The sequence below is a fragment of the Niallia sp. Kr1 genome, assembly GCF_050389805.1.
Lineage (GTDB): Bacteria > Bacillota > Bacilli > Bacillales > Cytobacillaceae > Bacillus_BD.
The window spans coordinates 437,501-463,562 of sequence record NZ_CP130945.1 but is presented as its reverse complement, the minus strand read 5'-3'; the positions used below and the strand labels follow the sequence as shown (position 1 = coordinate 463,562).

At 39.2% G+C, this 26,062-nt stretch carries 21 protein-coding genes and 2 pseudogenes (1 of these 23 only partly in view); 1 reads left to right on the top strand and 22 read right to left on the bottom strand.

What is annotated here, in order from left to right; genetic code table 11:
* Positions 1 to 37 precede the first annotated feature (37 nt).
* From aceB to Q5760_RS02295, 9 genes and pseudogenes are all read right to left on the bottom strand, one after another.
* Entirely contained in the window at positions 38 to 1,642 is a 1,605-nt protein-coding gene (aceB, locus tag Q5760_RS02335) for a malate synthase A (protein WP_428910674.1), read from the bottom strand.
* A gap of 379 nt (positions 1,643 to 2,021) precedes the next feature.
* The gene (locus Q5760_RS02330; protein WP_428910673.1) at positions 2,022 to 3,179 is read right to left on the bottom strand and encodes a CamS family sex pheromone protein; all 1,158 of its coding nucleotides are present in this window, start codon (positions 3,177 to 3,179) and stop codon (positions 2,022 to 2,024) included.
* Positions 3,180 to 3,210: 31 nt separating this feature from the next.
* The gene (ligA, locus tag Q5760_RS02325; RefSeq protein WP_428910672.1) at positions 3,211 to 5,217 is read right to left on the bottom strand and encodes an NAD-dependent DNA ligase LigA; all 2,007 of its coding nucleotides are present in this window, start codon (positions 5,215 to 5,217) and stop codon (positions 3,211 to 3,213) included.
* 62 nt (positions 5,218 to 5,279) lie between these two features.
* Positions 5,280 to 6,830 (bottom strand): annotated as a pseudogene (locus Q5760_RS02320) (3'-5' exonuclease); the annotation flags it as partial.
* A gap of 796 nt (positions 6,831 to 7,626) precedes the next feature.
* Positions 7,627 to 8,310: pseudogene (locus Q5760_RS02315) on the bottom strand (UvrD-helicase domain-containing protein); the annotation flags it as partial.
* A 54-nt stretch (positions 8,311 to 8,364) separates the two neighbouring features.
* Entirely contained in the window at positions 8,365 to 9,063 is a 699-nt protein-coding gene (locus Q5760_RS02310) for a heptaprenylglyceryl phosphate synthase (protein WP_428910671.1), read from the bottom strand.
* A 180-nt stretch (positions 9,064 to 9,243) separates the two neighbouring features.
* A complete protein-coding gene (locus Q5760_RS02305; RefSeq protein ID WP_428910670.1) occupies positions 9,244 to 9,564 on the bottom strand; it encodes a YerC/YecD family TrpR-related protein in 321 nt (106 codons plus the stop codon).
* Positions 9,565 to 9,627: 63 nt separating this feature from the next.
* Complete coding sequence (locus Q5760_RS02300) at positions 9,628 to 10,671, bottom strand: DUF3048 domain-containing protein (protein ID WP_428910669.1); 1,044 nt, start codon at positions 10,669 to 10,671, stop codon at positions 9,628 to 9,630.
* A gap of 48 nt (positions 10,672 to 10,719) precedes the next feature.
* The gene (locus Q5760_RS02295) at positions 10,720 to 12,468 is read right to left on the bottom strand and encodes an adenine deaminase C-terminal domain-containing protein (RefSeq protein WP_428910668.1); all 1,749 of its coding nucleotides are present in this window, start codon (positions 12,466 to 12,468) and stop codon (positions 10,720 to 10,722) included.
* 134 nt (positions 12,469 to 12,602) lie between these two features.
* Here Q5760_RS02295 and Q5760_RS02290 point away from each other — a divergent pair, with 134 nt between their 5' ends.
* A complete protein-coding gene (locus tag Q5760_RS02290; protein ID WP_428910667.1) occupies positions 12,603 to 12,887 on the top strand; it encodes a YgaP family membrane protein in 285 nt (94 codons plus the stop codon).
* 313 nt (positions 12,888 to 13,200) lie between these two features.
* Here the strand turns inward: Q5760_RS02290 and Q5760_RS02285 are convergent, their stop codons facing one another.
* From Q5760_RS02285 to purE, 13 genes are all read right to left on the bottom strand, one after another.
* A complete protein-coding gene (locus Q5760_RS02285; protein ID WP_428910666.1) occupies positions 13,201 to 13,347 on the bottom strand; it encodes a hypothetical protein in 147 nt (48 codons plus the stop codon).
* Positions 13,348 to 13,461: 114 nt separating this feature from the next.
* On the bottom strand, positions 13,462 to 14,739 hold the full coding sequence (purD, locus tag Q5760_RS02280) for a phosphoribosylamine--glycine ligase (RefSeq protein WP_428910665.1): 1,278 nt from the start codon (positions 14,737 to 14,739) through the stop codon (positions 13,462 to 13,464).
* A gap of 118 nt (positions 14,740 to 14,857) precedes the next feature.
* Positions 14,858 to 16,393, bottom strand: a complete 1,536-nt coding sequence (gene purH, locus Q5760_RS02275; protein ID WP_428910664.1) for a bifunctional phosphoribosylaminoimidazolecarboxamide formyltransferase/IMP cyclohydrolase — start codon at positions 16,391 to 16,393, stop codon at positions 14,858 to 14,860.
* A gap of 41 nt (positions 16,394 to 16,434) precedes the next feature.
* The gene (purN, locus tag Q5760_RS02270) at positions 16,435 to 17,004 is read right to left on the bottom strand and encodes a phosphoribosylglycinamide formyltransferase (protein ID WP_428910663.1); all 570 of its coding nucleotides are present in this window, start codon (positions 17,002 to 17,004) and stop codon (positions 16,435 to 16,437) included.
* A 43-nt stretch (positions 17,005 to 17,047) separates the two neighbouring features.
* Entirely contained in the window at positions 17,048 to 18,079 is a 1,032-nt protein-coding gene (gene purM, locus Q5760_RS02265) for a phosphoribosylformylglycinamidine cyclo-ligase (RefSeq protein WP_428910662.1), read from the bottom strand.
* Positions 18,080 to 18,150: 71 nt separating this feature from the next.
* Positions 18,151 to 19,635: an amidophosphoribosyltransferase gene (gene purF / locus Q5760_RS02260; protein WP_428910661.1), complete on the bottom strand. Its 1,485-nt coding sequence runs from the start codon at positions 19,633 to 19,635 to the stop codon at positions 18,151 to 18,153.
* Positions 19,617 to 21,836 carry a phosphoribosylformylglycinamidine synthase subunit PurL gene (gene purL, locus Q5760_RS02255; protein ID WP_428910660.1) on the bottom strand — a complete coding sequence of 740 codons (2,220 nt, stop codon included), beginning with the start codon at positions 21,834 to 21,836 and terminating at the stop codon, positions 19,617 to 19,619. Before purL ends, purF begins: the two co-directional genes overlap by 19 nt.
* Complete coding sequence (gene purQ / locus Q5760_RS02250; protein WP_428910659.1) at positions 21,820 to 22,506, bottom strand: phosphoribosylformylglycinamidine synthase subunit PurQ; 687 nt, start codon at positions 22,504 to 22,506, stop codon at positions 21,820 to 21,822. Before purQ ends, purL begins: the two co-directional genes overlap by 17 nt.
* A complete protein-coding gene (gene purS, locus Q5760_RS02245; RefSeq protein WP_428910658.1) occupies positions 22,503 to 22,757 on the bottom strand; it encodes a phosphoribosylformylglycinamidine synthase subunit PurS in 255 nt (84 codons plus the stop codon). The genes purQ and purS overlap by 4 nt, the downstream gene beginning before the upstream one ends.
* A complete protein-coding gene (gene purC / locus Q5760_RS02240; protein WP_428910657.1) occupies positions 22,750 to 23,469 on the bottom strand; it encodes a phosphoribosylaminoimidazolesuccinocarboxamide synthase in 720 nt (239 codons plus the stop codon). Before purC ends, purS begins: the two co-directional genes overlap by 8 nt.
* A 91-nt stretch (positions 23,470 to 23,560) precedes the next feature.
* Complete coding sequence (gene purB, locus Q5760_RS02235; protein ID WP_428910656.1) at positions 23,561 to 24,853, bottom strand: adenylosuccinate lyase; 1,293 nt, start codon at positions 24,851 to 24,853, stop codon at positions 23,561 to 23,563.
* Positions 24,854 to 24,869: 16 nt separating this feature from the next.
* Positions 24,870 to 26,003 (bottom strand): 5-(carboxyamino)imidazole ribonucleotide synthase, encoded by a 1,134-nt coding sequence (gene purK, locus Q5760_RS02230; protein WP_428910655.1) that lies wholly within the window; start codon positions 26,001 to 26,003, stop codon positions 24,870 to 24,872.
* Positions 25,996 to 26,062 carry the 3' end of a 5-(carboxyamino)imidazole ribonucleotide mutase gene (purE, locus tag Q5760_RS02225; protein WP_428910654.1) on the bottom strand. Its footprint extends 422 nt past the window's final position, so only the last 67 of its 489 coding nucleotides appear in the window; the start codon falls outside the window, past its right edge; its stop codon occupies positions 25,996 to 25,998. The genes purK and purE overlap by 8 nt, the downstream gene beginning before the upstream one ends.

The window sequence follows — 26,062 nt, the reverse complement described above, 5'->3', positions numbered from 1 at the left end:
ATGGACCATGCAAAAATCCCATGAGAGTTTCAAAGATCTATCTAACTTGAAGTCTTCCATAACCAGGTAAGGTTAGGAATTCTACAAATTCCTCTTGTATAATGAGCTCATCAAAAAGTCTAGATGCCTCTTCATATCGCCCTTTGTTAAAAGCTTCTGCACCAACCTCTTGCCTAATCTTCTCAAGTTCCTCGGCTTTTATATTTCTATACATGTCTAAAGTGACCTTTCTTCCATCATCCAATCTTCCATCTGGATGGCGGATCCATTGCCACAGCTGAGCCCGACTAATTTCCGCTGTCGCAGCATCTTCCATGAGATTGTTAAGCGGAACAGCTCCTCTTCCACAAAGCCAAGCCGCAATATATTGGATCCCAACATTAATATTCATTCGGACCCCTGCTTCGGTAATCGTGCCTTTAGGTACTTCTAATAGATCTGCAGCATTGACCTTTAATGATTGCTGTTTTCCTGAATTGATCTGATTGCTTTCAGGCATTTCACGATTAAACACTTCCATTGCCACTGGTACTAATCCTGGATGAGCCACCCATGTACCATCATGACCATCACGAGCCTCTCTTTCCTTATCAGCACGAACCTTCGCAAAGGCTTCCTCATTGGCCTTTTCATCCCCTCTGACAGGGATTTGTGCAGCCATACCTCCAATCGCAGGAGCCTTCCGTTTGTGACATGTTTGAATGGTAAGTAAGGAATACGATCTCATAAATGGAACGGTCATGGTTACTTGGGATCTGTCTGGTAAAATGACATTCTCTTGATTACGAAGTTTTTTAATGTAGCTGAAGATATAATCCCACCTACCACAGTTTAATCCAGCTGAATGTTCCTTTAACTCATAAAGGATTTCATCCATTTCAAAAGCAGCCATGATGGTTTCAATTAAAACAGTTGCCTTAATAGTCCCTTTCGGAATACCCATATATTCCTGTGCGAAAACAAAGATTTCATTCCATAGTCGGGCCTCAAGATGACTTTCTAGTTTTGGTAAATAAAAATAAGGTCCTGTTCCTCGGTCCAGCAATTCACGTACATTATGGAAAAAGTACAAACCAAAGTCTACGAAACTACCTGAAAGGGGGTTACCATTTAGTAACAGATTTTTTTCCTTCAAATGTAATCCTCTTGGACGTACAAGCAATACGGCGGTTTTATCATTTAAACGATAGTGTCTTCCGTCAGGATTTTGATAAGTAATCGTTCGATTTACGGCATCTCTTAAATTCAATTGTCCTTCTATAAGATTTTTCCATGAAGGAGATGTTGCATCTTCAAAATCCGCCATAAACACTTTAGCACCTGAGTTTAAGGCGTTGATGACCATTTTTCGGTCTGTGGGTCCAGTAATTTCTACACGCCGATCCTGAAGATCTTGAGGCAACGGCCATATCGTCCAGCTATTATCGTTACGTATCGATTCCGTTTCCTTTAGAAAATCGGGAAGCACACCACGGTCGATTTCCTTTTGTCTTACATGTCTTCTTTTTAATAGTTCTCTTCTTGTGGATCCAAATCTCGACTCTAACTGTTCTATAAATTGCAATGCCTCAGGGGTTAAAATTTCTTCAAAACCTTCAAACACTTCTCCAACAACTTGAATATTTGTTGAGCGTATAGTCAATATTTGAACCTCCTTTGTTATAATACATTATTTTATAATGTTACTCTATTATATAACACATTTCCAAAAATAGTCCCTATTTTTTCTAAGTTTTCCAAAAATTAGTTCGACATTTTTTTGTACATTATGATGTTCCTTGTAGAAAATTAGTTAGACTGATTATTAGGGTTAGCCAGATCCATGTTTTGATCACGATTAGAACGTTTTAAACTCTGACATTAAGCTTTTTGTTTCATTCATAAAATGGTACACGAAAAGACGCCCAACTTAGAGATATGCGGCTTTTATTCCACATATGTGTAAATTTTTACCACTCTAAGTTAAAGCGTCTATAGCATGTTATATTTTGTTGGTTGTATCGAGTCAATAAGACCCAGCACTATTTGTAAATATGAACAAACGGCTCCTTTTGATCGACATCTTTTACAATTAAACCTTCTGGACCTAAAACAGATGAGATATTAACTTGAACTGCAATATAATCAGGAAAATGCTCCATTACTTTACCAGTGACAAATTGTGTAAAGCCAATTGCCTCTGTTTTTCCATAAAATTGAATAGGGATATCGATATTTAGTTCCTGAAGATGCCCTCCCATGTAGAAGGCTCGTCCAACAACCCCATTAAAGTTCGGGAAATAGTCTTCTACATCCTGTTTGAAGTTTGAAAAAGATGTTACATCATCTCGATGCTGCTCGGTTGCTTCACTGGATGGGAACAGGACATATTTTTCATTAATATTTTTCCAATCACCTAAGTTGGAACTCCCTTTATTTGCATGGGCATAAGCAAAGAAGTTTCCTGGCACTACTGACGTTTTACTCTCTTGTTCAAATAAAGCAATGGTGATGGGAACTTCGCTAAGACCTTCAATGTTTCGTAAACGTTTGATGATCTCTTCTGCCATCTTTTTCCCTTCAGCTGCTAAAACATCGTGCTCTATTTTCGTTTCAAAGGTCGCGCCGTATTGTTCTTTTTGATAATAGTGTACAGAGTTTAGCGCTAGCCCAATGACGACTCCCCCTAGACTTACTTTTCCATTATCATTTTTCGTTAAATAATTATGCTCTAGGATATGGGCTAAATAAATTGGGCTTCTCTCATTACGTTCGTCGATACTTCCTTGCTCATTATCAATGGGATTAAGACCCAGATTCTCCTCTTCCTTTAGCTTTCTTTCTGCTAGTTGAGCAGGCGTATATTTTCGTCTCAACCAGGAAGTGACCGTTTCTTTATCTAAATATTGCCCTTCTTGAAACAAATACTTTTCTGTATCAAAATTGTGCGTAGCTACACGCATTAGTCCTGTTTCAAATTCATTTAGATTATATTTCGTACTTACGTTGTTAACGACCAATCCCCTAGACTCTGACTCTTTAAAGGGTAAAATCGTTCGGTAATACTCATCTGAAATCTTATACTTTGGAATAATCGCTGTTTCTTCTTCCTTAGAATCTTGATCCTGCACAATTTCTTCCTGCTTCTGAAAATTAGGGGCACACCCCGTTAGCAAAAGGACCATACCCAATGTAACCATTAAGATTTTCCGCACGTACTACACCTTCTTACTAAGATAATTCTTCAACCAATTTCTCCTCATTCCACACGGTTATTCCAAGTTCTTGAGCTTTCTTTAATTTGGAACCTGCATCTTCCCCTGCAATGACAAGATCTGTTTTTTTGCTGACGCTACCTGCTACATTTCCACCAAGCGCTTCGATTTTTTCCTTTGCTTCGTTACGCGTTAATTGTTCTAATTTTCCTGTTAATACGATGGTTTTACCGAAAAATACAGATTGGGATTCTTCCGCTGAAACAACAGGTCTAGTCCCAGTATAAACCATATTTAATCCTAAATCTTTTAATTCTTGAATAAGCTCGCTCACTTCTTCTTGTTGGAAAAAGGTCACAATGGAGTCTGCCATTTTTTCACCGATCTCATTAATTGCTGTTAATTCCTCCAATGTTGCTGCCGCAAGTCGATCCATCGTTTCAAACTGCATCGCTAATGTTTTGGCTGCTTTTGCACCTACATGTCGAATTCCTAGACCAAATAATAGTCGTTCCAACGAATTGCCTTTTGAATTTTCAATGGCTTGTAAAAGGTTAGAAACGGACTTTTCGCCCATTCGTTCTAAGCGAAGCAGTTGTTCTTTCTCCAATCGATACAAATCAGCTACATCTTCAACTAATTTTTCAGCAAATAATTGACTGATGACCTTCTCCCCTAGACCATCGATATTCATCGCATTTCTAGATACAAAGTGAATGAGTCCTTCACGAATCTGTGCTGGGCATTTCGGATTAATACAACGAAGGGCCACTTCTTCATCTAAACGAACGAGTTCACTTTCACATTCAGGGCAATGGGTCGGCATATGGAATTCTTCTTCTTCCCCTGTCCTTTGGTCAAGAATCACATTCACGACTTCTGGAATAATATCTCCGGCTTTTTTAATGACAACTTTATCACCAATCCGAATATCCTTCTCACGAATTAAATCCTCATTATGAAGAGTTGCTCGTCCAACCGTAGTTCCTGCTACTTTTACGGGCTGCAGGATGGCAGTTGGAGTCACGACACCTGTACGACCGACATTTAGTTCAATATCTAGTAATGTCGTGACCACCTCTTCAGCTGGAAATTTATAAGCAATCGACCAACGCGGACTTTTCACCGTTGTACCAAGAATCTCATGATGAGCGTATGAATTTACTTTTATCACGATTCCGTCAATCTCATATGGAAGGTGTGGGCGTTTCTCAACCCAACTGCTGATATATTCTAACACCTCATCCATGTTTGAACATGTTCTACGTTCCGGATTGGTTTTAAAACCTAGCGAATCTAACCAATCAAGGCCTTCACTATGAGATGTAATTTCAACTCCACCTGTGTTTGAGATGGAATAGAGGAAAATATCTAGCTTACGGGATGCAGCAATTTTTGGATCTAGTTGACGTAAAGAACCTGCTGCTGCATTCCGGGGATTAGCAAATGGCTCTTCTCCATTCTCCTCTTTTTGTTCATTCAGCTTGGAAAAAGATTGTTTCGGCATATAAGCCTCTCCACGTACTTCAATAGAGAGTGATTGTGGCAATCGTAACGGTATGGAGTGAATTGTTTTTAAATTTGCTGTAATATCCTCACCCGTCGTTCCATCTCCACGTGTAGAGCCTTGAACAAATAGTCCATTTTCATATTTTAATGAAACAGCTAAACCATCTATTTTTAGTTCGCAAACATACTCATACTGATCGCCAACCGCTTGTCTAACTTTACGATCAAAGTCTCGCATATCGGCCTCATTAAAGGCATTTCCAAGACTTAACATGGGAATTTCGTGCGTAACCTTTTGAAACATATCTAGAACCTGACCACCCACGCGTTGGGAAGGTGAGTCAGGGGTGATGAGATCTGGAAATTCCGCTTCTATTTGAATTAACTCGTTTAATAAACGATCATATTCAGAATCTGGAACAGATGGTTGGTCCAATACATAGTATTCATGACTGTATTGATTTAACAGATTTCGTAATTCCTCAATCCTATTTTCTGCTGTTTGACGGTCCATACAAACTTCCTTTCTAGTTAACCTGTTTTATTTTATTAAAAAGGAGTTTTCCTGCTTTATTATTATACTTTCGTAATCGGTGCAAATTTTGCTAATAATCGCTTCACGCCTGTCGGGCTTGGGAACGCAATATCAAGCTCTGTACTTTCTCCTTCGCCTTTGACACTTACGACGGTTCCAGTACCCCACTTTCCATGCTGAGCCTTATCGCCCACTTTCCAGCCAAGTTCATCTCCACCCGTATCTTTGATGGTTGGACGCATAACTGCTTTTCGTGAAGCGAATGGTTGTCTTGTGCTTTGGAATGAAGAACCTGAAGTCGATGCTTCTCGTTTCTTCGGTTGACTAGGTTTCATGCCTTCTATTAAATCTTGTGGAATTTCTTTAATAAAACGAGAAGGTGCATTCATGTTCGTTCGACCAAAGAGGGTTCGCATTTGTGCATTCGTGATGAATAATCGCTCTTCCGCTCTTGTCACGCCCACATACATCAACCGACGCTCTTCTTCCATTTCAGCAATTTCCATTAGAGAACGGCTATGTGGAAATACCCCTTCCTCTAGTCCAATTAAGAAAACAACTGGAAATTCAAGACCCTTTGCAGAGTGGAGAGTCATTAAGACAACGGCATCCGCTTGTTCACCATCATCATCCAGCTTATCAATATCCGCTACAAGAGCTAGGTCTGTTAAAAATCCAACTAAGCTTTTATCTTCGCTTTGTTCCTCAAAGTTCTTCGTTACGGATAAGAATTCTTCGATGTTTTCTAGTCTACTTTCGGATTCAAGAGTTTTTTCCGCTTTTAACATATCGCGATAACCTGACTTATCGAGAACCTCTTCTACTAATTCAGTCACCGATAAATACTCTTGCATTTGGGTATATCCACTGATTAAATCCCTAAACTCTGCCGCTGCTTTCGTGATTTTGGGACTTAGCCCTATGAGTTCTACTGAATCTAAGGCTTTGTATATCGAAATGTCGTGCATAGCAGCAAAATTGGCCATTTTATCAAAAGAAGTGGAGCCAATTCCCCGTTTTGGAACATTGATGATTCGTTGTAAACTGATATCATCGTCTGGATTCGCAATCAAACGAAGATACGCGAGAATATCCTTGATTTCTTTACGATCATAGAACTTTGTTCCGCCGACAATGGAATATTCAATATTGGATTTTAATAGAACTTCCTCCATCACACGGGACTGAGCATTGGTTCGATAAAGAATTGCCATATCAGATAATTTTCGGTTTTCTTGCTTCATGATTTCTTTGATTTTACTAACCACATACTGCGCTTCGCCTTGTTCACTATCAGCACGGAAGTATTCAATCTTATTTCCTTCCTGATTTTCCGTCCATAAATTCTTTTCTTTACGACCCTCATTATTAGAGATCACTTTATTCGCTGCTTGAAGGATTCGTTTTGTCGAACGATAATTTTGTTCAAGCAAAATGACTTGTGCTCTAGGATAGTCTTTTTCAAATGAAAGAATGTTGCCAATATCGGCACCACGCCAACGATATATGGATTGATCACTATCTCCTACTACACATAAATTCTGAAAACGAGCTGCCAGTAACTTAACAAGCATGTATTGGGATCTGTTCGATATGGATAGGTAAGCCTTTGAGGTGATCTCCAGCTTTTCCCCCCATTCACACCGTACGTGCGAGTTTCCCCGCATACGGCGTTCCATCAATTTGTTTCAAGTTACTACTTTAATATTTAAAAATGGAATTATTGCAATTAAATTAGTAAATCAACAAGTATTGTTGCTTTAACAAATTGACTAGTGGCTATCCCTCCATGATGTTTCCATCACTTCAACGGTACTGTGCCACCACTATCACTGACATAAAGATAAGTTATAGCCCTAGCTTTTCCTTATCACCGCTTCATTGGTTGGTAGGTCCTCAGGCGTTGTCAGCTTCCCACGTTCCGATGATTCTATCTGTACATACACTTTTAGGTGAATCCTCTAGCCCTGCTAGCTTGGTCGTGCCTGTAACACGACAAGGTGTTTCATAAAGACAACTCTTACTCCACCTCACTAGCACCACAATCCGTGGTAATACCATTTCTAGTATCTATACCTCTAGAGCCGTACATTCGGATTTTCGTCAGTTGGTTTTTACGCACCAACATTCTCACCATGAGTGTTTTATAGACCCCCGGCTTATCTGCTGCGCCTTCCACCTCTGGAAGGCTTTCGTCAACTTGACTTGTTACGGCAACATTCAGCCGACTTTACCGAGCTTATAACCCCAAGATTCTACCTATCTTGACGCTATTCGGAGGATCAGGGAGAGCCTTTCAGGGCGTTACCCCGTCATTCGACTCTTCAAATCATCAGTTCTCCTAGCTATTCCGCTAGTGACTAATCTTTTCAATTAGCAACGTGTCGCACTATCTTGGTACTCATCAACGTGAATGTATTGGAATTTTCGTTGGTAGTATTCGAGAACCTCAGGTACTCGTTGGAATAAATGAATGGTTGTCATAATGAGGTCATCGAAATCTAACGCTTGGTTTTTTCGTAAACGTTTTTGATATTCGGTGTAGACCTCACTAACGATGTTTTCAAAATAATCACCCGCGTTTTTCGCAAATTGCTCTGGGTCGATTAGTTCATTTTTTGCCGAGCTAATGCTGCCAAGGAGCGCTCGGGGATCGAATTTCTTTGGATCAATATTTTTATCCTTTAAGATTCCTTTAATGACTGAGAGTTGATCGGAAGTATCTAAAATCGTAAAGTTCCGATTAAATCCAAGTCGATCAATATCCCTTCGCAAAATCCGCACACACATAGAGTGGAACGTTGAAATCCATACTTGATCTGCCGTTCCACCCATCATCCTTTGAATCCGCTCCCTCATCTCGCGAGCAGCTTTATTGGTAAAGGTAATCGCCAAGATGTTATAAGGATTCACGTATTTTTCAACCATTAAATAAGCAATTCGGTGCGTGAGTACTCGTGTTTTACCACTCCCGGCACCCGCCATGATCAATAAGGGACCATCTGTTGTCTTAACAGCCCTTTGTTGTTCTGGGTTCAAGCCATTTAACAGTTTATTTGTTAAATAATTCATTTTCTTTCATCACCGCCATATCAAACGTATGTTCTATTTGTATTTTACCATAGTTTACTTATTCACACTATCTTTTACTGCTTTTACTGTAAGTAACGCTTCCTTTAGATCTTCATAAATAATATTTCCTACTACAACGACATCTGCTAAGACCGCCATTTCCTTCGCCTGAGTTTGAGATTTAATTCCACCTCCATAAAATAAAACGGTATTCTCTAACTCTTGTTTGGCTGCAGCAACGACTTCTGGATCGCCATATGCACCACTATATTCTAAATAGAAGATGGGTAGATGGAACATTTTTTCCGCCATTAACGCGTACGCCGCCACATCTTCCTTCGATAAATTTGTATCCGCATTTGTTAATTGAGCTGCTTTGCATTCGCTATTAAGAATACAATATCCTTCCACGACAAATTCTTCCCAATTCATGACATAGCCATATTCTTTTACAGCTTTTTGATGCAATCCTGTGATCCATTTAGGATCACGACTATTTAAGACTGTAGGAACAAAATATAAATCAAATCCCGGCGTAACTGTTTCAATCGATGATATTTCAAGGATACATGGAACGGTATAACGACGGACACGGGCCATTAAATCGAGCACATTTTCTAGTGTAACTCCATCTGAGCCCCCGATGAGAATCGCATCTGTTCCTGACTCACAAACCTTTTCTAGCTCTTCATCGGTAATCGGTTTATTGGGGTCTAGTTTAAAAACATGCCGCCAATCTCGGAAATCATACATGCAAACTTCCTCCATTCTTACATTTCCATTACACCATTATAGCATTAGAGATTTTAAATGAAAAAAGAAAATAGAAGTCCACCAAATTACTTATCCAAAATTAAAAAACAGAAAAAATGCACAAGAAACAAATCATGTGCATTTACCTGTTTTATTCAATTAAAAATTCCTTAAAGAGGATTATTCTGCTGTTTCACTTTCTGGAGCTTGCTCTTTCTTAATTCTCTCTAACGCCATTTCATACGCGTCGTTTCCATAGTTCAAACAACGTTTTACACGTGAAATCGTTGCCGTACTAGCCCCTGTTTCCGTTTCAATTGTGTGGTAAGTATTTCCTTCTCTTAACATTCTAGCAACCTCTAAACGCTGTGCTAGTGATTGAATTTCGTTTACAGTACATAAATCATCAAAGAATCGATAGCATTCCTCAAGATCCTTTAAAGAAAGAACGGCATTAAATAATTGGTCTAGCTCTTTTCCTCTTAGTTTATCAATTTGCATCATTCGTACTCCTTTTCAAGCTACATCATTAGGCAGGACCGTCCACTGATCGATCTGTGGAGATTATTCAAACGTAACAGATTGATCGAGACCTTGTTTGCTTGGAACTATATTAATCCAAGTTTTCCCTGGGACCAATCCAACTACTTCTCCATTTAAATATGGCAGAATTCTACCTTCAACATTTTTCCATTGGACCGATAAGATCTTCCCTCTTTGGAACAAATACCCATTCCCGCCACTTACTAAATCAATGTCACGCCTACCTGCGTTATCGATCACCTTATGCGGCGTTTCGATAACAAAAAGATTATCAATTAAAACGGGGTCATTCGATTGATAATCTACAGTCAGTTCTCCCGCACTATAACGCTTATATTTCTTTAAGTCTTCATCATATTCTAACTTTGAATCGAACGTTGAATCATAGTAGGCAACTTCGATTGATGTTGCCTTTTCCCCTGCCAAAGCTTCTATTTCCTCTTCCGATAGAAAAACTAACGAATCAGGTGCTTGATCCATCTTATAATTGTTCTTTTCTGCCCCTTTTACAATGTTGTTGAAGGAGATATAAGAATTATGAGGAGCTTTTCGAAAGTCCGCTCTCTTAAAGAGACTACCGTCGTATTGCATTCCGTTAATATTGTCAATAACTCCACGTTTTAGCATTTTTTCAGCGTCTGGGCTATAACCATGAGCAACAAAAAGACTGTCATACCCAGTAGCAAGCTCAATATAATATTCTCTTGCACTTCTAACAGGTCCGATATTGTTTGGTTCTTCACTTTGGAAAATAGCCAAGAATCTCGTTACATTACCCTCCGCTAAAACCTCATACACAATATCCGCTTGATTAAGACCTGATTGAGGTCTTGCCAACGGATGATTATTGACCATTACGGCAACGGCTCTTCCATCTGTTATCTCGTTACTCCCCATTCCTGTTAAAGGAAACTGATAAGGATATTCCTCTTGGGCTGGTGGGGGCGTTTCCTCCTCTTCCACAATCTCTTCTTCTGGTTGTTCCGGTTCTACAGCCTCTTCTTTATTACATCCCACTAATAGAAACAAAGCTGCAGCAGAAATGATTATCCATCTGTACCACATAGAAGCACCTCATTCATTATATCTATTTTACCATAATCCTTTCACATTTTAACGCATTATAGTCGGAAAGAGTACCATTTTCTTTTTCACATCATATAAACCTTGTTGTGTGACACGGATGTATGGTAAATGTGTAGTTGAAAGAAAAAGCAGGGTTTGGAACGGATCATCAAAATGATATCCTTTTTCTTTCATATATGCTCGAAATCCTTTATGGACTTCAATTAACTCTTCGATTGGTTTATCGGACATCAGCCCTTTTAAAGGAAGCTGCAGCTTTTTCACAACCTTCCCCTTTTCAGCGATGACAATACCTCCGCCGATTTCTTTTACTTCTTTAAAAGCAAGCAACATATCGTGTTTATTTTTTCCAATTAATATAATATCACCTGTTCGCGATAATGTACTAGCCAGTCCAGAAAGATTTTCAGCAAATCCTTTTAGAATCGTATTAATTCGCCATTTTCCATAACGATCAATAAAAACAAAGAACGATTCATCACGACTTTTTAATTCATCAAAAGATACATCACTTGAGATGGAATAAGGCTTTGTAATAACGGTGTTTTCAATTTCAATTCCAAATGGCATTGAAAATTGCAGATCATCCAATGTAAATTCAATGTCCCAATTCATTTCTACTGGATTTAAATCAAATTCACTCCATGGTAAAGATGTATAGTCGTCTAAATTTTGTTTGCCCTCCCGTTTTACCCAAATTCCTTTTGCCAAGACGGAAACGGGTTTAGGATCCAATTCATCTGTTAAAAAGTTTATATTTGCGACCCGACCCGTTGCAATGTTGCCATGTAAATAATCAATATTATAATAGCGAGCCACATTAATGGTTGCCATATTGTAAGCATCAATAATGGGAACTCCTTTATCAATCGCAATTTTAATCATATTGTCAATGAAACCCTTTTCATAAAAGTCAGCAGAAGCACCATCGGTTGTAAACATAAACCGATCATACGTATTGACGCCTAATTCATGAATTTCATCTAATAATCTTGGTAAATCTGGTCGGATACTTGAGTAGCGTAAGGAAACCATATAACCTTGCATAAGACGGTTATAAACTTCTTTTCCTGTAATCGCTTCATGGTCACTGTCCGCACCGAATAGAGTCATTTTCGCTAGTGTTTTTTCAGAAGCCCCTGGAAAATGACCTTCAATCTTCTTTCTCATTCGCTTTGCTTCTTGAACCCAATGGAGCATCATGTCATCCCCATCAAGCATCCTCGGCCACCCCGTTAGTTCTCCCCCTTGTAGTACAGCATCATGCTCAAGCCAAGATTTCACATGACTATGTGAAAAAGTTACTTCCTCATCTTGCATTTCAGTTTCAGCATCAAAGCGTGCCCACCAATACATCGTAGTTGGAATACGTCTCATCTCACGCAAAAAGGAAAACGCTTTCTTTTTTTCGATTTGTAAAAAAAGTTGTAAGTTATCATTAATCAATGTCGTTGTTCCAAACTGTGATGCATACGCCGCTATTGTTAGGGGATTATATAAACGAAACGGATGGGCATGCGGTTCCATATAGCCTGGAACAAGTAAATAATCGGTACAGTCAACGATTTCACAACCATCTAAACGTTGTGGTAATTTTTCACCCACATACACAATACGATCATCGTAAATCCAAATATTGGCTGTCATCCATTTGCGGAAGGTTTGATTTAAATAGCGAGCATTTTTTAATAAAATACTCGGAGATCGTTTCCCCTCGATCACATCAACATGTTCTCGCAATTGCTTGTTTTTCCATCGATAACGCTGTTCCAGCATGTATACGCCCCTCCCTTTATTGTTAAATTGTATGCCATGAATAAATGGTTATTCCTATAGTAACACACTTCACATTTTACCGCATTAAAGAGTTTTTTATAAGAGATAAAATATACTAAAACGAGGTATGATTGATGCTAAAATTGAAACCAAATGTCGGAATTCTAGGCGCTCTTATTCGAATCACTCTAGGATTAACCCTTCTTTCCTGTTCAACAGCCAAAATGGTTAGAAGACCTTATCGTATGAGTTATTGGTCGTTGGCATTTTTGGGGGCGATGCATGTAGCAGAGGGGATTGTTCGTTATTGTCCTTTGACAGCACTTTATCAGCAAACCAGTATGCCAAATATGGTTAAAAAAATGACTAATGATCACGATGAGTCTTCTGATTTTAGTGAGAAGTTGCCAGAAAGTTAAATGTAGTTTGGTCTTCATCTTCTTGATGAAGGCCATTTTGTTTCTGTCAAAGATATCACGGTTTACGCGGCAAAAATTCGGTTTATCCTTTCATTCTGCTGTGTAAATTTCAGTTACTTGGCAGAAATTCAGTCTCCTCTTAAATTCTGCTGTGTAAATTTCAGTTACTCAGCAGATTTCCTGCATATCATAAAATTCTGCCGCGTAAAGCTCTTTTTGGACCTTATTCTTCAGTCCAATTGACTATCTTCCCTAATAAACAAAAGACTGCCCAACCCTCGACCACAGGTTGGACAGCCTCAATAATATCACCTTATTTTGGGCTTTTCATCGCGCGTAACGCTTTTTTCTCAAGCCCATTGCCTCTTTCTTCAGCAAATTCTACATCGGCTTTTGGCAACGCCGTATGATTCTTTTTACTTTTCTTATCTTTACCCATCTTGATCACCCTTATCGTCATTTTCATGAAAGATGCCAATTTAGCATCCACTCTTCTAGTTTGCTTTCTTTTCGACAGTCTATGCCTCCAAAAAAAGACCCTGTTCGTAAAAACCAAACAGAGTCTTCATTACCATTATTTATTGTTTTCAACAAAATCAATCGCTTTATACCCAATATCTTTACGGTAAAAAACGCCATCACATTGCAAGTTCGCTAAGCCTTTATAAACCGCTTCTTGTGCTTCTTTAAGGGAACGAGCTTTTGCTCCTGCTAAAAGAACACGACCGCCATTTGTTTCGAACTCACCAGATTCGACTTTTTTCGTACCTGCATGGAACACAAATAAGTCTTCGCTCACCTGTTCCAAGCCACGAAGTATAGCTCCCTTTTCATACTGATCAGGATAGCCATTAGAAGCCACGACAACGCCAAGCATTGCTTGCTCATCCCACTGTATCTCTACCTTTTCGCCAGCAATAACGCGCTCTAATACATCCACTAAATCCGAAGTCATACGCGGTAAAATCACTTGTGTTTCCGGGTCACCAAAACGCGCATTAAATTCGATAACCTTTGGACCCACTTCAGTTTTAATTAAACCGGCATATAACACGCCACAGAAGTCACGTCCTTCGGCAATCATCGCTTGTGCTGTTGGTTTTAGAACCGTTTCAATTGCGATATCAACCGTTTCTTGACCAATATGTTCAACTGGTGAATAGGCTCCCATTCCTCCAGTATTTGGACCTTGATCCCCATCATAAGCACGCTTGTGATCTTGGGCAATCTCTAAAGGAATCACGTTTTCACCATTCACCAAAGCCATTAATGAAAATTCTTCCCCGCTCAAAAACTCTTCAATCACCACTTTTGAAGAGGCTTCGCCAAACTTAGCATCCACCATGTTTTCTTTCAAACTTTCAAGGGCTTCTTCTAACGTCATAGCGACAGTTACTCCTTTACCAGCAGCAAGTCCATCCGCTTTAATGACAATAGGTGCTCCCTTTTCTTTTACATAAGCTACAGCAGGCTCATATTCTGTAAATACTGCATATTCAGCCGTAGGAATACTATACTTTTGCATTAATTCTTTTGCGAATGATTTACTTCCTTCTATTTCAGCTGCCTTTTGCTTTGGACCAAATACCTTTAATCCTGCTTCTTCAAAACGATCAGCTAAACCAGCTAAGAGAGGTACCTCTGGTCCAATAATAGTAAGTCCCACATCATTTGCTTTCGCAAACTCAACAAGTTGATCTCCAGCACCTTCATCAATCGCAACTAATTCCGCTACATCTACCATTCCATCATTACCAGGGGCAACAAAAACTTTTTCAACCTTAGGGCTTTCCTTTACTTTACGGCAAATCGCATGTTCCCGACCACCACGGCCAATGACTAGTACGTTCATTCCGTTTCAGCTCCCATAAATTAATATTGATCTCTAGCATTAAAGAGCTTGTCACTTCTGACAAGCCCATAAATCTATTCAAATCTAGCTTCAGCGCCAAGGCGCTTCTGCCTTTCTATTAGTGTTTAAAATGACGAACTCCTGTAAATACCATGGCAATTCCGTATTCATTTGCTTTTTTAATAGAATCAGCATCTTTAATGGAGCCACCTGGTTGAATGATTGCTGTAATACCTGCCTGAGCTGCTGCTTCAACTGTATCATCCATTGGGAAGAAAGCATCTGATGCTAGTGCAGCTCCTTTAGCTCTTTCACCAGCTTGCTCAAGGGCAATTTTTGCCGAACCGACACGATTCATTTGTCCTGCACCAACGCCAAGAGTCATTTGTGAATCAGATACAACAATCGCATTTGACTTCACATGCTTAACCACTTTCCACCCTAACTTTAGCGCTTCCCATTCTTCTTCAGTTGGTTTACGATCTGTTGGATACGTAATATTAGCATCATCTAGCGAATATTCATCACGATCTTGAACCAATAAGCCACCCTCAATTGAAGTTAACTTGCTCTCAGTCTGTTCTTGGCCACCGAACGGGATCGTTAACAGGCGAATATTCTTCTTGCTTGTTAGAATCTCAATAGCATCCTTCGAGAACGAAGGTGCGATAATAATTTCTAAGAAAATTTCATGTAATTTCTCTGCTGTTTGTTTATCCACTTCTCGATTGAATGCGATAATTCCACCGAAAATTGATACTGGGTCTGCTTCAAACGCTTTACTGTATGCTTCAAAAGTATCTTTCCCAGTTCCAACACCGCATGGATTCATATGTTTAACAGCTACTGCTGCTGGTTCAGAGAACTCTTTAACAATTTGAAGAGCTGCATCGGCATCATTGATATTATTATAGGAAAGTTCTTTACCATGTAATTGTTGGGCATTGGCAATCGAAAACTTAGAACCTAAAGGCTTACGATAAAATGACGCTTTTTGATGTGGATTCTCACCATAACGTAAAGATTGTTTTAACTCGTACGTTACCGTTAATTTTTCTGGAGTTTCTAGACCTGTTAGTTCTGTCATATAGTTAGAAATAATTGAATCATAAGCTGCAGTATGACGGAACACTTTTGCCGCCAAAGCACGACGAGTTTCAAACTTTACTTCCCCTTCTTCTTTTAACTCATGAAGGACGGTTTTATAATCTGTTGGATCGACAACAACGGCAACATATTGATGGTTCTTAGCAGCTGAACGCAGCATCGTAGGACCACCAATATCAATGTTTTCAATCGCATCTTCGACCGTTACATCTGGCTTTTCAATCGTTTGCTGGAACGGATATAAATTCACACATACGATTTGAATTGGATCAATTTGGTGTTCATCCATTTGCGCTTTATGACTCTGATCGTCAAATTTCGCCAATAATCCACCATGAATGAGTGGATTTAACGTTTTTACACGTCCATCGAGAATTTCTGGAAAACCTGTTACATCACTAACACCAATAACGGGAATTCCAGCCTCATGGATGGCTTTTTTCGTACCGCCCGTTGAGATAATTTCAAATCCAAGCTCGACTAGACCCTTAGCAAAATCAACGACCCCTGTTTTATCTGAAACACTGATAAGTGCACGTTTTTTCATGAAGAAAATTCCTCCCTTATGTTTCTACGTAAATTGCCTACTTAGTTCTGTTGAAATAATCTTTGTAAAACAGCTGGATATAATTGATGTTCAACCATATGAATTTTTTCTTGAAGACTTTCAAGTGTTTCATTTTCATCAAGCTCGACTTCTTGTTGATCGATGATAGGACCTGTATCCATACCTTCATCTACAAAATGAATCGTAACCCCGCTCTTTTTGACCCCTGCCCTTATTGCTTGTCCAATTGCATCTTTCCCTGGAAAAGCAGGAAGGAGGGACGGATGAATATTAACGATTTTACCTTGAAATCCAGTTAACAAAGTAGGACCAATTAAACGCATATAGCCTGCTAGTACAATAAATTCAACATCTAACGTCTTCAATTGCTGCAGAATTTCTTGTTCATACGCTGCTTTATTTTCATATTGTTTGGCTGTAAATACAAAAGTAGGGATGTTTGCTTTCTCCGCACGTTGGATGCACAAAGCACCTTTTTTATCGCAAACTAAAAGCTCTACTTTACAGTCCAGCTTCCCATCTTGTATCGCATCTAAAATGGCTTGAAAATTGGTTCCGCTTCCTGAGGCAAACACAGCAATTTTTTTCATTGTATCTTTCCTCCGTTGTTCCGAAATAACGGCTTTAAGTTGTTTACGCTAATTCAATTTCTACCCCAGGTTGACCTGTTACAACTCCTATACGGTATGCTTTCTCTCCGATTTCATTGAAGAAGCGGATGATGTCCTCAGCTTCCGATTCGTTAACAGCCACTACCATTCCTGTTCCCATATTGAAAATATTATACATATCTAAACGGTCTAAACCACCTATTTTCTCCATGAGGGTAAAGACAGCTGGAACCTCCCAGTTTTTCTCTGATAATTCTACACCTAAACCTTCTGGAAGCATTCTCGGGATATTTTCAATAAAGCCACCGCCTGTAATATGTGCCAATCCTTTAATTGAAAATTTATCAAGTGCAGCTAAAACGGATTTGACATATATTTTGGTTGGACGTAATAACTCCTCACCTAGTGTGCAGCCAAGCTCGTCAACATGATCATTTAATGACATTTTAGCGTCTTGTAAAAATACTTTGCGTACAAGTGAATAACCGTTACTATGAATACCGCTTGAAGCTAATCCGATTAAAATATCACCTTGCTTGATTTCATTTCCTGTAATGATTTTACTTTTTTCTACTGCACCTACTGCAAATCCAGCAAGGTCATATTCTTCCTCACTGTACATTCCTGGCATCTCCGCCGTTTCACCGCCAACAAGCGCACAGCCTGCCTGTTCACAGCCTTCTGCAACACCTTTTACAATCGCTTCAATCCGTGCAGGTTCCTGTTTTCCACATGCAATATAATCAAGGAAGTAAATCGGCTCTGCTCCTTGGACAACTATATCATTCACACACATTGCGACGGCATCGATTCCAATTGTATCGTGACGGTCCATCATAAAAGCAAGCATCAGCTTTGTCCCAACACCATCTGTTCCAGACACTAATACAGGTTCCTTTAACTGTAAGGTCGATAAATCAAACATGCCGCCAAAACCACCTAAGCCCCCAAGAACTCCGGGTCTCATCGTTTTTTGTACATGCTTTTTCATTCTGGATACGGCCTCGTACCCTGCTTCAATGTTTACACCTGCTTGTTCATATGCTTTAGCCATTGAATAGAACCCCCAAAAATTTTTCAGGAGCTGGCATAAACCTAAGTTCATTCCAGCTCGCATTACTTGCATTATTTTTTAACAAGTTTTTCTTTTAATTCTTCTCGTTCAAGGTCATCATAAATTTCTGTTGGATAGTTACCCGTAAAGCAGGCCATACAATGACCGCCATATTCACCTTCACCACTACCACCAATCGCTTCGACTGTGCCTTCTACACTTAAAAATGTTAAAGTATCTGCGCCAATGATTTGTCTAATTTCTTCAATCGATTTGTCGTTCGCAATCAATTCTTCTCTTGTAGACGTATCAATCCCGTAGAAACAAGGATTCTCAATCGGTGGTGAACTAATCACCACATGTACTTCTGTTGCTCCAGCATCACGAAGCATGCGGACAATCCGTTTACTAGTTGTGCCTCGAACAATGGAATCATCGACCATAATGACTCTTTTCCCTTCAACGACTCCTCTAACAGGAGAAAGCTTCATTTTGACCCCTTGTTCTCGTAATGCCTGTGTCGGTTTGATAAATGTACGTCCTACATAACGATTTTTAATTAATCCTAGTTCATAAGGAATTCCAGATGCCTCGGCAAAACCAATTGCTGCTGAAATACTTGAGTCAGGAACACCTGTCACAACATCCGCTTCAATATTTACTTCTTGGGCTAATTTTCGACCAAGTCTTTTTCTTGCTGAATGAACATTATTTCCGTTAATATTACTATCTGGACGAGCAAAGTATACATATTCCATCATACACATCGCTTGATTGGAAGCACGAGCAAATACTTCAGATTTTAATCCTTCATCATCTATGATTAATAATTCACCTGGTAAAACATCACGAACATATTCAGCACCAACTACATCAAAAGCGCAAGTTTCAGATGCAACAACATAGGCATCACCCATTTTCCCAATGGATAAAGGACGCATTCCATTTGGATCAAGAGCCACCATTAGGCGTTTTTCTGTCATAATAAGAAAAGCATAAGCCCCTTTTAGCATGCTCAATGCATTTTTTACACGCTCTTTAAATGGAACATGACCACCACGTCTAATAAGATGGGCTAACACTTCTGTATCTGAGCTTGTTTGAAAAATACTTCCTTGCCCTTCAAGCTGACTCTTTAAATGAATGGCATTTACTAAATTTCCATTATGAGCTAGTGCAAGACTTCCTTGTTGAAAATGGAAAACGAGCGGCTGAACGTTTTCATAACCACTTCCACCAGCCGTTGCATAACGAACATGACCAATAGCTGACTTACCAAAAGAAAGTTCCTTCATGGCTTCTGCGTGAAAAATTTCAGTAACAAGACCTTCACCTTTCACACCTTTAACGATTTCTCCATCTGTTACAACGATTCCAGTACCTTCCTGTCCACGATGTTGAAGAGCATGAAGACCATAATAGGTGATTTGCGCTGCATCGGGATGACCCCAAATTCCAAATATCCCACATTCTTCATTTAACCCTTTTAATTCACCTAAACGTTTTAATTCAGAAAGCCCTTTTGATTTTGGGTTTTCTATAAATTTAGCAGGCATGGAATTGCTCCTCTCCAAGCACTCTCAAATTTTTCAACTGAAGAATTTACGACCGTTTCTCCATCATTCACGATTTGAAGATTCGGCTGCTCTGTTACTTCACCAATTAAAGTAGCACCTGTTAATTTTTCAAAATCTACTTGATGTTCCTTTTTTACTGTAAGTAAGAATCTTGATTGTGATTCACTGAATAGAGCTGTTACGGCATTACCAGTTGTATTAACCTTAGCCCCTAGACCCGTACCAAATGTACTTTCTGCTAAAGCAACACCTAGTCCACCTTCTGATACATCATGTGCCGATTGAACAAAACCAGCTCGAATGGCATCAAGAACAGCCTTCTGATGTGTTTTCTCTACCTCTAAGTCGATTTCAGGTGAGCGACCAAAAATCTTTCCTTCTTGTAATTTTTGAAGCTCACTACCACCAAATTCAGGTTTTGTTTCGCCTAATAGGAAAATCAAATCACCTGCAGCTTTAAACGATTGCGTTGTGATATGGTCATGGTCTTTGATAAGCCCAACCATTCCAATAACAGGCGTTGGGTAAATTGCTTCACCGCTCGTTTCATTATATAGAGAGACGTTTCCACCAATAACCGGTGCATTTAATTCTCTACATGCTTCTGACAATCCATCCGTTGCCTTTTCAATTTGCCAGAAAATTTCTGGGTTTTCAGGATTTCCAAAGTTTAAGTTATCTGTAATCGCTAGTGGCTCAGCACCTGAACATACAATATTTCTTGCTGCTTCTGCAACCGCAATTTTTCCGCCTGTTTCAGGGTCTAAGTAGATATAGCGTGAATTACAGTCTGTTGTCATGGCAAGGGCTTTACGTGTTCCACGAATACGAAGAACTGCAGCATCCGATCCTGGAGATACAACCGTATTTGTGCGTACCATATAGTCATATTGATTATAAACCCATTCTTTACTTGCAATGGTGGATTGTTTTAATAAGTTTTCAAGTGTTTCTTCGATATTTTCAACTTGTGGAACTTCAAGATCCATTGCTTGGAATTCACCGAAATAGGCTGGTTCAGAAGATGGTTTGTGGTAAACTGGTGCATCCTCGGCCAATCCATCTGCAGGAATTTCCGCCACTACTTCCCCTTTGTGGAATAGACGAAGCATTTTATCATCCGTTACTTTCCCAACGGCTACACAATCAAGGTCATACTTTTTGAAGATTTCTTGAATCTCAGCTTCACGTCCTACTTGAACAACAAGAAGCATACGTTCCTGTGATTCAGAAAGCATCATTTCGTAAGCCGTCATTCCTGTTTCACGCTGTGGTACTAAATCAAGGTTCATTTCGATTCCTGTACCTGCTTTACTTGCCATTTCAGCTGAAGAACTTGTAAGACCGGCTGCACCCATATCTTGAATCCCAACAAGCGCATCACATTTCACAACTTCTAGACAAGCTTCAAGTAGTAATTTTTCCATGAATGGGTCCCCAACTTGGACAGCTGGACGATCTTGTTCCGACTCCTCTGTTAACTCTTCAGAAGCAAATGTTGCTCCATGAATTCCATCACGACCTGTTTTTGCTCCTACATACATAACGGTATTTCCGATCCCTTTTGCTTGACCTTTTTGGATATCTTTATGGTCAATGAGACCAACACACATCGCATTAACAAGGGGGTTTCCTTCATATGTTGGTTCAAATTGGATTTCTCCACCAACTGTTGGAATTCCAATACAGTTTCCATAACCGGCAATACCTGCAACCACTTCTTTAAAAAGATAACGAACACGAGCAGATGAATCGAGTTCACCAAATCGTAATGAATTTAACATCGCAATCGGTCTTGCACCCATGGAGAATACGTCACGAATGATTCCGCCAACACCTGTTGCAGCCCCTTGATAGGGTTCAATTGCTGATGGGTGGTTATGACTTTCGATTTTGAACACAACCGCTTGCTCATCACCAATATCAACAATTCCTGCTCCTTCACCAGGACCTTGAAGCACTTGTGGTCCAGATGTAGGGAATTTTTTTAGTACGGGCTTCGAATTTTTATAACTACAGTGTTCTGACCACATAACCGCAAAAATTCCTGTTTCTGTATAGTTAGGAGTACGACCGAGAATCTTTTCTGCCAATGCAAATTCTTCAGAGGTCAAGCCCATTGTTTTGTAGATTTCTTCTTTTTTAATTTGTTGTGGGCTTGGTTCATGAGTTAACGACATTTGATTCCCTCCATTGTTTAACGATTGATTGGAATAATTTCAGTCCATCTGCTCCTCCGAGTAATTCATCAACAGCTCGTTCAGGGTGTGGCATCATTCCTAATACATTTCCTTTTTCATTCGTAATACCTGCAATATTTTCAAGACTTCCGTTCGGATTTATTCCTTCATAAGTGAAAACAACTTGATTGTTTTTCTTTAAATTTGCTAATGTTTCTTCATCACAATAGTAGTTTCCTTCACCATGCGCAATTGGAATCGTGATGATTTCATCCTTTTGATATTGATTAGAAAACATGGTTCCATTATTTTCTACTCTTAATCTAGTTGGTTTACAAATAAACTGTAAGCTTTCATTACGCTTCATTGCACCTGGTAAGAGACCTGCTTCAAGTAAAATTTGAAATCCGTTACATACTCCAAGTACCGGCTTTCCAGCTTCTGCAGCTTTAACAACTTCCTTCATGACATTACTAAACTGAGCAATCGCACCACAACGTAAGTAATCGCCATAAGAAAATCCGCCAGGAAGTAAAATTCCGTCAAATTCATCTAGACTTTCTGTTGTATGATAAACGTATTCTACTTCTTCCCCTAATTCATCTTTGATTGCATGAAACATATCTATATCGCAGTTTGATCCTGGGAAAACAATAACGGCAAACTTCACTGAGCAACAGCCTCCTCAATTTCGAAACGATAATCCTCAATAACTGGATTTGCAAGTAGTCGATCACATACTTCTTTAACAACCTCTTGTACTGGACGGTCTGACTTTTCTACCATTAATTCCATATATTTACCGATACGAACATCTGCAATTTCGTTATAATTCATAGAGTGTAAGGAGTGTTTCACTGCTGTTCCTTGTGGATCTAGTACGCTTTCTCTTAAGGTAACGAATACTTTTACTTTATACATGCTGGTTTCCTCCTAATTTGGCTAAAATAATTTCATATGCATCTGTAAGATTACCTAAATCACGGCGAAATAAGTCTTTATCGAGCTTTTGATTGGTTTCTTGATCCCAAAGGCGGCATGTATCAGGTGAAATTTCATCCGCTAATAAGATATTCCCTTGGGCGTCCTTCCCAAATTCAAGTTTAAAATCAATTAAGCGAATTCCAATCTTTGCAAAAATCTCTGCTAAGGCTTCGTTAACCTTAAGTGCTTTTGCTTTTATTTCATCTACTTCTTCCTTTGTAGCAATTCCAAGCACATCCACGTGTTCATCCGTTAATAATGGATCCCCAAGTGCATCGTCTTTATAATAAAGCTCCACAATCGGTCTCACTAAAAGGGTTCCTTCTTCAATCCCTAGCCGCTTTGAAAAATTTCCTGCTGCTGTATTCCGTACAACTGTTTCAAGCGGGATAATGGACACCTTTTTCACAAGTTGCTCTGTTTCGGAAACTTGCTTGATAAAATGGGACTCGATCCCTTTATCCTTTAATTTTTCAAAAATAAGACTTGTGATGATATTATTTAAGCGACCTTTTCCTAAAATGTCTGCTTTTTTCTCCCCATTAAAAGCTGTTGCAGAATCTTTGTACTCAACCCAAACAACTTGTTCATCATTCGTTGCATATATTTTTTTGGCTTTTCCTTCGTATAACTGATTACCTTTTTCCATTTGAAAAGGCCCCCTTTTATAAAGTTGGGAAGTAGAATGAACGTAACCGGTGAAATTTCCAATAAGACTATAAGAGCTATTTCTAACCTTTTTATAAACCTAGTTTTTCAAAAATATAATCTACGTTTTTCAAATGGTAATGGTAATCAAAGCAATCAGCAATCTCTTCTGGAGAGAGTTTTGATGTGATCTTCTCATCCCCCTCTACAAGGGTTCTGAATGGAACTTGTGTTTCCCATGATTCCATTGCCTTTGGCTGCACCGTATCATATGCTTCTTCTCTTGTAAGACCTTTATCAATTAACGCAAGTAGTACACGTTGTGAGTAAATTAATCCAAGCGTCCGATCCATATTCCGTTTCATATTTTCAGGGAATACAGTTAAGTTTTTCACGATATTGCCAAAGCGATTTAACATATAATTCAAAGCGATGGTTGCATCTGGTAGAATAATTCTCTCAGCAGATGAATGAGAGATATCTCGTTCATGCCAAAGTGGGACATTTTCAAAAGCGGTTAACATATAACCACGTATAACACGAGCCATACCGGTCATATTTTCTGAACCGATTGGATTTCGTTTATGTGGCATTGCCGATGAACCTTTTTGACCTTTAGCAAAGAATTCCTCTACTTCTCGCGTTTCGCTTTTTTGCAGGCCACGAATTTCAATGGCGAACTTTTCAATTGAAGTAGCAATTAAGGCAATGATGGACATATAATGCGCATGACGGTCCCGCTGTAATGTTTGCGTTGAAATGGGTGCGGGCTTAATTCCTAATTTTTCACAAACGTATTTTTCAACAAATGGATCTATGTTGGCATATGTTCCGACAGCACCTGAGATTTTTCCATATTGAATGCCTTCAGCAGCATGCTTAAAACGTTCTAAGTTGCGCTTCATTTCTTCATACCATAGTGCCATTTTTAAACCGAATGTTGTAGGTTCAGCATGGACCCCATGGGTACGCCCCATCATGACCGTATATTTATGTTCTTGTGCTTTTTCTTTTAGGATGGCAACAAATCGTTCAAGATCTTTTAAAAGAATCTCATTTGCTTGTTTTATTAAATAAGAGAGGGCCGTATCGACTACATCTGTTGATGTTAAACCGTAGTGAACCCATTTTCTTTCTTCACCCAATGTTTCTGAAACAGCACGGGTAAAAGCAACCACATCATGACGTGTTTCTTCTTCAATCTCTTTAATCCGATTCATATCAAAGGATGCCATTTCACGGATTTTTCTAACATCTTCCTTAGGAATTTCACCTAATTCCGCCCATGCTTCACATGCCAAAATTTCAACTTCTAACCAAGCATTAAAACGGTTTTCTTCTGTCCAAATGGCACCCATTTCTGGTCTTGTATAGCGCTCAATCATGATAAATGTCCTCCGTTCATTTCTCTAACGATTGCCAAATCCCACTTTCTTCTATCTCTTTTAATGCTTCTTCAACCGTCGATCGTAATAATGTCACATGCCCCATTTTTCGCTTTTCTTTAGCCTCTTTTTTGCCATATAAATGGATCTTCCAATCCTTTTTTACTGGAACATTCTCAATTATCTTCTTCATATGTTCACCGAGAACATTAACCATGACAACTGGTTTAAGAAGTTCGGTGCTTCCTAATGGTAGATTACAAACAGAACGTATATGCTGTTCAAATTGAGACGTTTCACACGCTTCTATGGAATAATGACCTGAATTATGAGGTCTTGGTGCCAATTCATTAACAAAAATTCCTTCTTTAGTCAAAAACATTTCAACCGCTAAAATCCCGACTAGTTGATTATGTTGGGCTAGTTTTTTAGCAATCTCTACTGCGCTTTCCTTTGCCTTATCACTGATTCTTGCAGGTACGATTGTTTCGTGCAGAATATTATCCCGGTGAATATTTTCACCTACTGGAAAAATGGCTGTTTCACCCTTTGCATTACGACAAACGATGACTGAAATTTCATTTTCATATGGGACCCATTTTTCTACCACACAAGTACCTGATTGTAATAGTTTTGCAGCTTCCTTTATCTCATCTTGTTGAGTGATGACAAACTGACCTTTGCCATCATAGCCACCCCGTGCTGTCTTTAATACGGCCGGATATCCTAGTTTGTTTAAACCTTCCTCAATATCCTTCTCATTCTCAACTACTACATACGGAGCAACTTCAACGCCTGCATCCACAATTGCTTGTTTTTCTGTCACGCGGTTTTGTGTAACTTCTAGTAATTTAACTCCTTGTGGAACATAAGCATTTTCAGATAACCACCGAAGACCATTGGCATCTATATTTTCAAATTCATATGTGATTACATCGCTTACTTCAGCTAATTTTTGAAGAGAATGAATATCACTATAAGGACCTGTTATGGAAATGTCTGCAACTTGTGCACAAGGGCAATCTTCGGTTGGGTCTAGAACCGCAATGCGGTATCCTTGGGCCTTAGCAGCTAACGCCATCATTCTTCCAAGCTGACCACCACCAATTATGCCGATTGTTTCTCCAGGTAAAATGACTCGATTAGACAAGTTGATCACTACTTTCTAAAGCTGCTTTTTTCATTTGTTCTCGATAGTTCTTCAATCTA